The organism is Streptacidiphilus monticola (genome assembly GCF_042658505.1).
Classification (GTDB): domain Bacteria; phylum Actinomycetota; class Actinomycetes; order Streptomycetales; family Streptomycetaceae; genus Streptacidiphilus; species Streptacidiphilus monticola.
In genome coordinates this window covers 35262-45536 of the sequence record NZ_JBHSQJ010000060.1, presented here as the reverse complement: position 1 = coordinate 45536, position 10275 = coordinate 35262, and the positions used below count along the sequence as shown (strand labels likewise).

At 74.3% G+C, this 10275-nt stretch carries 8 protein-coding genes; 4 read left to right on the top strand and 4 right to left on the bottom strand.

Features of this window, described 5'->3' with window-relative positions:
• Both ACFP3V_RS15095 and ACFP3V_RS15090 read left to right on the top strand, forming a co-directional pair.
• The coding region (locus tag ACFP3V_RS15095) for a helix-turn-helix transcriptional regulator (RefSeq protein WP_380583527.1) at positions 1 to 1909 on the top strand (1909 nt) is incomplete at its 5' end.
• Between the two features lie 179 nt (positions 1910 to 2088).
• Complete coding sequence (locus tag ACFP3V_RS15090; protein ID WP_380583526.1) at positions 2089 to 2832, top strand: GntR family transcriptional regulator; 744 nt, start codon at positions 2089 to 2091, stop codon at positions 2830 to 2832.
• On the opposite strand, the gene ACFP3V_RS15085 is transcribed toward ACFP3V_RS15090, so the two are convergent.
• The 3 genes from ACFP3V_RS15085 to ACFP3V_RS15075 all read right to left on the bottom strand — a co-directional run bounded on the left by ACFP3V_RS15085 (position 2814) and on the right by ACFP3V_RS15075 (position 7465).
• Positions 2814 to 3917 (bottom strand): multicopper oxidase domain-containing protein, encoded by a 1104-nt coding sequence (locus tag ACFP3V_RS15085; RefSeq protein WP_380583525.1) that lies wholly within the window; start codon positions 3915 to 3917, stop codon positions 2814 to 2816. The genes ACFP3V_RS15090 and ACFP3V_RS15085 overlap by 19 nt on opposite strands.
• Positions 3918 to 4030: 113 nt before the next feature.
• A complete protein-coding gene (locus ACFP3V_RS15080) occupies positions 4031 to 5206 on the bottom strand; it encodes a winged helix DNA-binding domain-containing protein (RefSeq protein WP_380583524.1) in 1176 nt (391 codons plus the stop codon).
• Between the two features lie 921 nt (positions 5207 to 6127).
• Positions 6128 to 7465: an MFS transporter gene (locus ACFP3V_RS15075; RefSeq protein ID WP_380583523.1), complete on the bottom strand. Its 1338-nt coding sequence runs from the start codon at positions 7463 to 7465 to the stop codon at positions 6128 to 6130.
• Positions 7466 to 7531: 66 nt separating this feature from the next.
• Here ACFP3V_RS15075 and ACFP3V_RS15070 point away from each other — a divergent pair, with 66 nt between their 5' ends.
• Together ACFP3V_RS15070 and ACFP3V_RS15065 are read left to right on the top strand one after the other, a co-directional pair.
• Positions 7532 to 8515, top strand: a complete 984-nt coding sequence (locus tag ACFP3V_RS15070; RefSeq protein ID WP_380583522.1) for a DUF5937 family protein — start codon at positions 7532 to 7534, stop codon at positions 8513 to 8515.
• A 9-nt stretch (positions 8516 to 8524) separates the two neighbouring features.
• Positions 8525 to 9289 (top strand): SDR family NAD(P)-dependent oxidoreductase, encoded by a 765-nt coding sequence (locus ACFP3V_RS15065; protein WP_380583521.1) that lies wholly within the window; start codon positions 8525 to 8527, stop codon positions 9287 to 9289.
• Positions 9290 to 9523: 234 nt separating this feature from the next.
• On the opposite strand, the gene bldD is transcribed toward ACFP3V_RS15065, so the two are convergent.
• Entirely contained in the window at positions 9524 to 10027 is a 504-nt protein-coding gene (bldD, locus tag ACFP3V_RS15060) for a transcriptional regulator BldD (RefSeq protein WP_380583520.1), read from the bottom strand.
• Positions 10028 to 10275 lie beyond the last annotated feature (248 nt).

The following is a 10275-nucleotide window of genomic DNA, read 5'->3' as shown; positions in this document are numbered from 1 at the left end:
CGAGCGGGCGGCCCGGCTGAGCCCGGATATGGCGCGGGCCCGGGAGCTTACGGTCGCGGCGGTGGAGGCGGCGCTGGAGGCGGGCGAGGTCCGCCGCGCGGAGGAGCTGGCCGCCACGGCGCTAGCCGGCCCGGAGCCGGACGAGATGACGCGGGCCCATCTGCTGTTCGCGCGGGGCGTGGCCGAGTTCTGGCGGGCCGACTACCGGTCGGCGTACCAACTGCTGCTGGAGGCAGCCGAGTTGGTCTCCTCCTCGGCCCCGGGCCCGGCGGCGCGGGTCCTGGTGCAGGCCGTCCACGCAGCCTGGTACGACGACGCCTCCTCCGTCCACGCCGTGCTCGGCGCTCTCCGCGCCCTCCCCCTGCCCCCGGCCGACCCGGCGTCCCCCGTCGTCCACTACCTGACCACCACCCTGGCCCACCTCCCCACCCCGCCGGGCGCCCCGCACCGCGCCCCCGCGACTTCGCCGCGGAGCGGCGGCCTTGCCGGGCCTGTCGGCGCTGCTGCTGCGCCGGGCGGGTCGGGGGTGTCCTTGGGTGGGGGTGTGGGTGCCGAGTCGGCGGCTTCGCCGCGGAGCGGTGGCGTGTCGGGGTCGGTGCCTGCGGCGGGCTCTGCCGCCGGGGCTGCGCCGCGGAGCGGCGGGCAGTCTGGGCCTGCCGCGGCTGCGCCGGGGGGCCTGGCCCCCGCCGCCGCCGCGGCGGCGGCGGGTGGGGTTGGGAGCCAGGCTGCTGCCGGGCCTGGGGGCGTAAGAGGCTTGGCGCTGGCGGGGGTTGGCGTTCCGGGGAGGATGACGCTGGAGGAGGTGGAGCGGGCGGCCCGGAGGGCGGGGGCGGCGGTGCCGGTGGATTTGATACTGCCGTGCGGGGCGAGCCTCGTGCCCGGGCACGACGACGAGACGCTGGACCTGGCGCGCAGGCTCACCCGCGAGGCGCGGGAAACAGGGGCGTTCGGGGCCCTGCCCACCCTCCTCTTCTTCCTCGCCGAGGCCGAGCTCTTCGAGGGGCGTCCCGAGTCCGCGGCCGCCCAGGCCGCCGAGGCGTTGCAGTTCGCGCTGGACAGCGACCAGTCGCTCTGGGTCGGCCAGATGCGCGGCTTCCTCGCGTACCTCGCCGCCACCCGTGGCGCGGACGAAGAGTGCCGCGACCACGCCGACGCCGCCCTCGCCAGCGGCAACTCCGGTGCTCCATGGGCACGTTGGGCTCTCGGCCTGCTGGAGCTCGGCGCCGGGCGCGCCGAGGACGCGCTCGCCCATCTCGACGCGCTCGCCCGGAGCCCTCAGAACTACCATGTCTCCGCGGTCCGTTCCGTCCCCGACCTGGTCGAGGCCGCGGTCCGGCTGCGCCGGCCCGAGCGGGTGGAGGAGCCGCTGGCATGGTTCGAGCGCTGGGCAGGGCACTCCGGGCGGCCGTGGGCGGACGCGCTGGTCCGCCGCTGTCACGCAATGCTCGCCCCGGACGAGCTCGCCGAGAGCCTCTACACGGCGGCCCTCGACCTGCACGCCAAGCAGCCCCGCCCCTGGGAGCTCGCCCGCACCCAGCTGCTCTACGGCGAGTGGCTGCGCCGCGGCCGGCGCAAGGCCGAGGCGCGCTCTCCCCTGCGCGCCGCCGAGCAGACGTTCCGTCAACTCGGCGCCCGGCCATGGGCCGAGCGGGCCCGGACCGAGCTCGACGCGACCGGTGCGGCCGCCGGCGCCGAGCGCCCGGCCGCCGCCGGTCCGCTCGCCGGGCTCACCCCGCAGGAGGCGCAGATCGTCCGGCTCGCCGCGCAGGGGCTGTCGAACCGGGACATCGCCGCGCAGCTCTTCCTGAGTGCCCGGACCGTCGGCTACCACCTCTACAAGGCGTACCCCAAGCTCGGCGTCGCCTCCCGCACCGAACTCGCGGAGCTGGTGCCCGCCGGGGAAGCCTGACACCGACCCGACAGGAATCCCGGACATGCAGTCCTGACGCGAACTGATCACATCATGGCTGGTCAGAGCCTTGCCAGGTGGAGCGCCGGGTTCCGATATGAGGTACGGTCATGTCCCGGCCGTGGCCGTCGGGCACGCGGTCGGAGACGCCAGGGCGGGATCAGGAGGAGCACGCAGCCGTGGAGATCAGGGGCATGGACGCGCTGAACCTGCCGTCCGTGCAGGCACGCCAGAGCCTGCGGGCGCAGGTCACCACCGCGCTGCGCGCCTCCCTGCTGACCGGTGAGCTGCGCCCCGGCACCGTCTACTCCGCGCCCGCGCTGGCCGCCGAGTTCGGCGTCTCCGCCACGCCCGTCCGCGAGGCCATGCTCGACCTGGTGAAGGAGGGGCTGGTCGAGGTGGTGCCCAACAAGGGCTTCCGGGTCGCGGCGATGAAGACCAAGGACCTCCTGGACTTCTGCGAGATCCGGATGCTGCTGGAGGTGCCCGCCTTCGTCCAGGTGGCCGCCGCGGCCGAGGCCGACGAGCTGGAGTCGCTGCGCGAGCCCGCGCAGGAGACCGTGCGGGCGGCGGCGGAGGGCGACCTGCTCGGGTTCCTGGAGGCGGACCACGAGTTCCACCTGGGGGTGCTGGCCCTGCACGGCAACCAGCACCTGCTGGAGACCGTCCGGCAGATCCGCCAGCGGGCCCGCCTCTACGGCATCACCGCGCTGCTCGAGGCCGGGCTGCTGATCGACTCCGCGATGGAGCACGAGCGGCTGCTCGACCTGATGCTGGCCCGCGACCTCGCCGGCGTCCGCGAGCTGACGAGCCGCCATGTGGGCCGGCTCGACCTGCTGCTCACGGACACGGACGGCGAAGCGGACGGGGACGCGGACCCCGCCGGCGGGGACGGGACCGGTCGTCAGCCCGAGACGGTGTAGCGGCCGACCATGCCCCCCATCATGTGGTCCACCACATGGCAGTGGTAGAGCCAGTCGCCCGGGTTGTCCTCGGTGTACTCGACGGTCAGTGACGTGGACGGCCCGACGATCTGGGAGTCCACCCAGCCCTGGTAGCCGAGGCCGCTGCGCCAGCGGTGTCCGTGCAGGTGGAAGACGTGGAACTCCTTCCCGAGCGCGACGATCCGCCAGCGCACCCGCTCGCCCGCTCGGGCGTGGAAGGTCGGCGTGTTGCCGAGGAAGGCGTAGCCGTTGAACAGGTCGAGGTCCTGGGCCAGCGAGGGGACGTCGTTCGCGTAGAGGTCGTGGAAGACGAGCGCGAACTCCCGGTCCACGTCGGGGGTGTGGTGGTCCGTCACCACCAGGACGCCGACGAGCCCCAGCTGCGCCCCGATCTCCATGGTGCCGCCGCCCATCGCGCCCATGCCGCCGCCCGACGACGCCCCGGGGACGGTCTGCGGGACGGAGTGGTCGTGGTAGGGCCAGGTGCCGACCGAACTGGGCTCGGCGGTCCAGGTGTACGTGTAGGTCCCGCCGTAGGGGACGGCGGTGCCGGGGGTGTCCGGCGAGGCGGCGACCCAGCCGCCGTCGTTGTCCGGGGTGTAGCGGACCCCGTGCGGATGCATGCTGTGCGGCCAGCGGTAGTGGTGGTCGTCGTTGCGGAAGTGGACCTTGAGGGTGTCGCCGACCTGGGCGCGGATCACCGGACCGGGGATACCGGTGTTGGCCCCGATGCCGTGCGGGCCCAGGTCGGCCGGGAGCGGCCGGCCCCAGCCGGGCGTGTAGGCGCGGAAGCCGAGGGCGGTGAAGCTGGTCTGCGCCGCGGTGAAGGTGGCCCCGGACATCTCGTCCCTGCCGTTCGGCACGGCGTTGTGCGGGAACGACTCGGCGGCGATCCAGTACTCGCGGACCCGGCCCTTGCGGTGCGCGGGTGCGGGCGCCGGCCCGGGCGCGGCCTGGGCCGCTCCCGTGGTGCCCGCGCTGACGAGCGCGGTGGCGCTGCCCGCGGCGATGCCGCGGATCAGCCCCCGGCGGCTGGGCAGGACGGCGGAGCGGTGTGACGGCATGTCAGATCCCCCTGTGGTTCCCCCGAGCGCACACCCCGCTGCGGGGTGCGTCGCGTGCCGTCTCACATGGTGGCCCGGAATCACAGGTTCCGGCGCGGGAATTCAGAGGAAACTCAGAGGTTTCCCGGTGCGGGCCGTGCCGGTTCCGCGAGCCGGCGCTCGAGGGGCGTGCGAAAGCGGGGCGTCACGCGCACTCCGCCGAGGAACGCGGTCAGGCGTTCCGCTTCGGCGGCGACGGCGCGGCGGCCCGGGGCGGGGACCGGGGCGAGCAGTTCCCAGGCGACGGACCCGTCCGGGCGCTGCCCCCAACCGCCGACGACCCGGCCGGCCCACCACACCGTGGGGCCGATGTTGCCGGTCCGGTCGAAGAGTTGGGGCTTCAGGTCCGGATCCAGGTACCAGTCCCGCTCCTGCCAGCCCATGGCGGTCGGGTCCAGCGCGGGCAGCAGGGCCGCCGTCGGCGCCGCGTCCACCGTCTCGTCGTCCCCGGGCAGCAGGAAGCCCTGCGCGCCGGAGTCGAGGGCGACCGGCTCGGCGCCGACCGCGGCGAGGGCGCGGCGGACGTCGCCGAGGGACCAGCCGGTCCACCACTTGAGGTCCGCCTCGGTGCCCGGTCCGTAGCTCGCCAGCCAGCGCCGCACCAGTTCCGACTTGGCGTCGGCGGGCGGCAGTTGGGGGAAGGGCTCGCTCGGCGTCCAGCGGTAGGCGCTCGATGTCCAGCCGCCCTTCGGCCGGTCGCGCCGGATCAGGTTGTCGCAGGAGAGCAACCGGATCACCCGGCTCCCGGCCGACTGCTTGGCCTCGTAGGGCTTGCCCGCGGCCACGGTGAACTGCTCGGCGAGGGCCGGGACCGCCGCGGCGAGTTCCGCTCCGGTGGCCGCGCCGAGCGTGCGCAGCGCGTCGAGCGTCTCGGCGCAGACGGCCTGCAGCCGGGACTCGTCCCAACCCCCGTTCTCGGCGAGGAAGGTGAGGGCCTGCCTGCGTTCGCGGGCGGCCACGGCGTGGGCGCTGGAGGAGTCGACGACGGCGGCGAGGTCGTCGGGGACGACGAACAGCGTGCGGCGCATGGCCAGCAGGCGGACCAGGGAGACCTCGTCGTAGAGCGCGGCCTCGACGGCGGCGGGGGAGGGGGCGGCCAGCCGGGCCCCGAGGGAGAGGTAGACGGTCGCGGGGTCGGTCCCGTGCAGGCCGACCAGGGCGTCCGCGACCTCCCGCGGATGACCGGCCCGAATGGACAGCTGTCGCATCCCGAGTCGCGCCCGGCGTTGGGCGTCTGTGATCGGCTTCACCCCGCGCACGCTAGCGCAGCCGCTGCCCGGAAGCCGTGAGAACAGGGTGCGTCCGCGGATGCAAGCTCCGGACGCCCTTCGGCCTCCCGCTCGGCGCGCGATACGTGTGAAGGGAACGCCGAGGTCAGGGCGGAGCACAGGGAAGAGGGGCAACTCGTGGCAGTGATCGGTACGTTGCTGAAGAACCGGCGCGCGGGCCAGGACGGTCTGGCCTGGAACGCGCCGAACCTCGCCGGCGTGGACACGCTCGACCTGCGCAGTCCCGACTTCGCGCACGAGGCGGTGGTCCCGACGGTCCACGCCGCCAGGCGCGTGGGGGAACGGACCTGTCCCCGGCCCTGGAGGGGAACCCGTGCTCGCGCGGGGGCGCCTGGACGGGTTCTACGAGCGCGTGTGACGGCCGAAATGCGTTCGGAGCGGTGGCCCGGCCTGTGCCACCATCCCCTGGTGACCTCTCCTGTGCCCTCCCCGCTGTCCCCGATCGAGCGACTGCGCCTGTCCGTCGAACGCACCCGTGTGGCGACGGCCGACCGGGAGCCGACCGGGATCGGGCACGACGACGCGGACGACGAACAGGGCACCTTCGCCACCGACGGCGCCCTCGGCTTCGACCCCTTCCCGCTGCTCCGGGCCCTGAGCCGGCACGGCGTGCGCGCCGCGGCCATCGGCCAGGTCGCCGGAATCCTGCACGGCTCCCAGGAGTTGACGGGCGACCTGGACCTGCTCTGGTCCGGCGACCCCGCCGAGGCGCCCGCCCTGCTGGCCGCCCTGCGCGAGGTGGACGCCCGCCTCACCGACGACGACGGGAAGCCGCTGCCGCTGGACCTGCCGAGCCTGGAGCGCCCCAAGGTCCAGTTCAACACCGCCTGCGCCGGCGGCGACCTGTGCACACCCGCCCTGCCCTGGGGCGGCCTCGACGTGTCAGCCTTCCTCGATCGCGCGGCGGCCGCCCGCGACGGCGACCTGACGGTCCGTTACCTCGACCGCGCGGACCTCGTCGCCATGCGGCTGGCCGTCGGCCGTCCCAAGGACCTGCGCCGTGCCGCCGAGCTGACCGCCCTGCCGTGAACCGGACTCCGGTCCCGGTCGCCGCTGCCAGGTCGCGATCCACGCGGCGGTGACGACGGCCGACGCCCCGGCGGCAGCCATCGCCGTGCCGGTCCCCGCCACTCCGGCGGCCGCGCCGAAGACGGCGGGGCCGACGCCCTGCAGTGTCATGTTGCCCGCGCCCAGCAGGGCGAAGGCCTGACCCTGCCGGTCATCGGGGAGCGCCTCCAGGAAGGCCCGCTGCAGGCCGAGCGCGTAGGCGAAGCCGAAGCCGGCGGCCAGCAGCGCCCCGGCGCAGCCGAGTACCGGGGCGTCGAGGGCGAAGAGCAGCAGCGGCAGGCCCATCAGTGCCGCCAGCGGGGCGACCAGCCGCTCCCGCAGCGCGGGGGCCGCGAACCGGCCCAGCACCAGGTCCCCGGCCAGCATGCCGACCGGCAGGCAGGCCAGCAGGAGGCCGTAGCTGCCGGGAGCGAAGCCCCGGCCCCCGGCGTAGGCGACGACCAGGGACTCCGCGCTCGCCACGAAGGCGGACGGCAGCCACTGGGCCAGCAGCAGCCGTCGCACCGGCCGGGTCCGCAGCAGCGTGCCGTTGCCGCTCCAGCTCCGGCGGACGACGGCGCCGTCCGCCGGGTGGAGCGCCGGCAGGTCGGGCAGCCGCAGCCGGATCGCCGCCGCGACGGCCAGCTGGATCGCGGCCGCGACGAGCAGCGCCCCGCGCGGGCCCAGGGCCGCCACGGCGATGCCGCCGCCGGCGAGCCCGACCAGCTGGGCGCCGGAGGAGGCGATGTTGTTGAGCGAGCGGCCCAGCACATAGGCGTCGCCGTCAAGGGTCTCTGCCACCAGGCGACTTGACGCCCCGTTGAACACCGGCGACACCAGTGCCACGGTGCCCACCACGGTCAGGCTGAGCACGACCGGCAGCCGGAGCAGGCCGAGCAGCAGCGCGCCAGCTGCCTGCAGCAGATAGCCGGCGGTGATCAGGGAGCGCGGGCGCAGGCTGTCGGTCAGCGAGCCCAGCAGCATCGAGCCGAGCAGCTGCGGTAGGAAGCCGACGCCGAAGGCCAGCGCGCTGAACAGGGCGGACCGGGTGTCGGCGTAGACGAGCACGGACAGCGTGGTGATCCGCAGCGTGTCCCCGACGATGCCGAGGGTCCGGGTGGTGAACAGCAGACGGAAGCGGCGGTCCGTCAGGACCTCGCGGTAGGTGGTCATGGCCCGAGCCTGTCCGGGAGGAGAACTCGCGCGCGAGATATTCGTCCCTGGACGTAAGGTCGGGGCGTGCTGCGATTCGAGGTGGGTGCGGAGGATCTGGTCCGGAGCCGGTTCGCGCTGTCACCCGCCTTCGAACTCGCCAACCTGCTACGCCTGTTGGGCCATCATGAGGGGCGTCCGCTGCCGCCCGCCTGGCGGGAGCGGCTGCGCCGGCCGTTCGAGCGCCTGCGCCGGGAGCCGTCCGTCCAGGCGGCGCTGGCCCTGCACAACGACCGCTTCGGCGCGGACTTCGTCGCGATCCCGCCCCGCGGCATGGCGCAGACCTGGGCCGACGACCTGGCCGCGATCCGGAGCGCCCCGCCCGAGGCCGCCCGCCGGGAGATCGAGCGCTGCCTCGCCGCCCGCCCGGAGACGTCGCCCGCGGCCCGCGCCGTGCTGGCCGCCGACGACGCGGTGGAGCAGGTCGCCGCCGCCCTCGACCTCGCCTGGCAGGAACTGCTCGCCCCCGACTGGCCGCTGCTGCGGGCTGTCTGCGAACGCGATGTCGTGCACCGCGCCGCCCAGTTGGGCGGGCAGGGGTGGGCCGCCGCGCTGGAGGGGTTGCACGAGAACGTCCGCTGGCACGACGGCGGCATCGAGATCCCGCCCTTCGACGCGCGCTCCACCTACCCGCTGCGCGGGGAGGGGCTGCTGCTGATCCCGTCGGCCTTCGTCTGGCCCGGAGTCGCCGCCCACCACGACCCGCCCTGGCCCTGCACGCTGATCTACCCGGCACGGGGCATCGCCGCGCTGTGGGAGTCCGCCGCCCCGGTCTCCCCTGACGCGCTGTCAGCGCTGCTCGGCCGCTCGCGTGCCCGGGTGCTGGCCGCGCTGGACTCCCCGGCGAGCACCACCCAGCTCGCCCGCAGCCTCGGGTTCGCCCCCGGTGCTGTCGCCGACCACCTCGCGGTGTTGCGGGCGGCGGGCCTGCTGACCCGTGCCCGTGCCGGACGCTCGGTCCTCTACCGCCGCACTCCGATGGGCGAGGCGCTGATGGGGGCGGCCGGATAGGGTCCGGGCATGCGGACTGCACTCATCACAGGTGGTACGGCAGGCATCGGGGCGGCGTTCGCGCGCAGGTTCGCGAGGGACGGGCTGGCGCTGGTGCTGGTGGCCCGGGACCGGGACCGACTGGCAAGCAGCGCTGAGGAGTTGACGGAGACCTTCGGCGTCCCGGTGGAGGTGCTGCCCGCGGACCTGGCCACGGAGGAGGGCATCGCCGCGGTCGAGGCCCGGCTCGGGGACGAGAAGCACCCGGTGGACGTGCTGGTGAACAACGCCGGCTTCGGCTTCCGGCGCGGCTTCCTGGAGGTGCCGCTGGCGGACGAGTTGACGATGCTCAAGGTCCACGTCGAGGCCGTGCTCCGGCTGACCCGGGCCGCGGTGGCCGGGATGCGCACGCGGGGCAAGGGCTACGTGGTCAACGTCGCCTCGGTGGCGGCGTTCGTGCCGCGGGGGAGTTACGGGGCCAGCAAGGCCTGGGTGGTCCAGTTCACCCAGGGCACGGACCGTGACCTCGCCGGGACGGGGGTGCGGCTGCAGGCGCTGTGCCCCGGCTTCGTGCACACGGAGTTCCATGACCGCGCAGGGATGGACATGTCCTCGACAAAAGAATGGATGTGGCTGGATGCGGATTATGTGGTGCAGGAATCCCTGCGGGATCTGGCGCGGGGGAAATCGGTGAGCATTCCGTCGCGCCGGTACAAGGCTGCTGTCGCGGCGGCGCGGAAAGCCCCCCTGGCCGCACTGGGGATGGCGGCCCGCGGGTTCGGACGCAACAGGTAGTCCCACCCCGCCAGAGGATCCCCCCACTTTCCTCAGCCTTCGGCCGGGGGTGCCCCCACGGCGGGAGGCGCCCCCACCGCGGGAGGCGCCCCCACCGCGGGAGGTGCCCCCAGCGGAAGCGACACGCCACTCGGGGAGGTCCGACCCCAGGTGCGGGACGGACCTCCCCGAGTGGTGTGTTGCTCGCGCAGTTCCCCGCGCCCCTGGCGGGGGCTGCAAGGGAACGTTTCTGCGTCAGACGGCGTCGTCGTCGCGGACGGCGCGGCGGGCGTCGGGGTCGAGGACCCCCCAGCTGACGAGCTGGTCGACGAGGAGGGAGGCCGGCTGGTCGTAGATGACGGCCAGGGTGCGCAGGTCGTCCTGACGGATCGACAGAACCTTGCCGTTGTAGTCGCCGCGCTGGCTCTGGATCGTCGCCGCGTAGCGCTGCAGCGGGCCCGCCTTCTCGGAGGGGACCTGGGCCAGCCGCTCCAGGTCCAGCACCAGGCGCGGCGGGGGCTCCGCCGCGCCGCCCGGGGTGCTGCCGGGCAGCAGCTCCTGCACCGGGACGCCGTAGAAGTCGGCCAGTTCGGCCAGGCGCTGGACGGTGACCGCGCGGTCGCCGCGCTCGTACGAGCCGACGACGACCGCCTTCCAGCGGCCCTGGGACTTCTCCTCGACGCCGTGCAGGGAAAGCCCCTGCTGGGTGCGGATCGCGCGCAGCTTGCCGCCAAGCTGTTTCGCGTAGTCGCTGGACATTGGTCTCCCCGGACGAAAAAGGCGATAGGCAACGAGTGCTTCGCGTCACCGCCGGCGCGAGGCGTTTATGGGGACATCCGTCGTCCGGCCGTAACTGACAGTGAGATTACGCAGAGTGATAAGCGTTCGTCAAGCTGAACGCAGCGGCCGGGCGACCGGCTGTGACCTGCGGTGGAACGGGACCACGGGCAGGGGTGTCAGATCGCCCCTGGTAGGGTTGCCTGCGGTACCCGGCCTGCGGTCGGGGC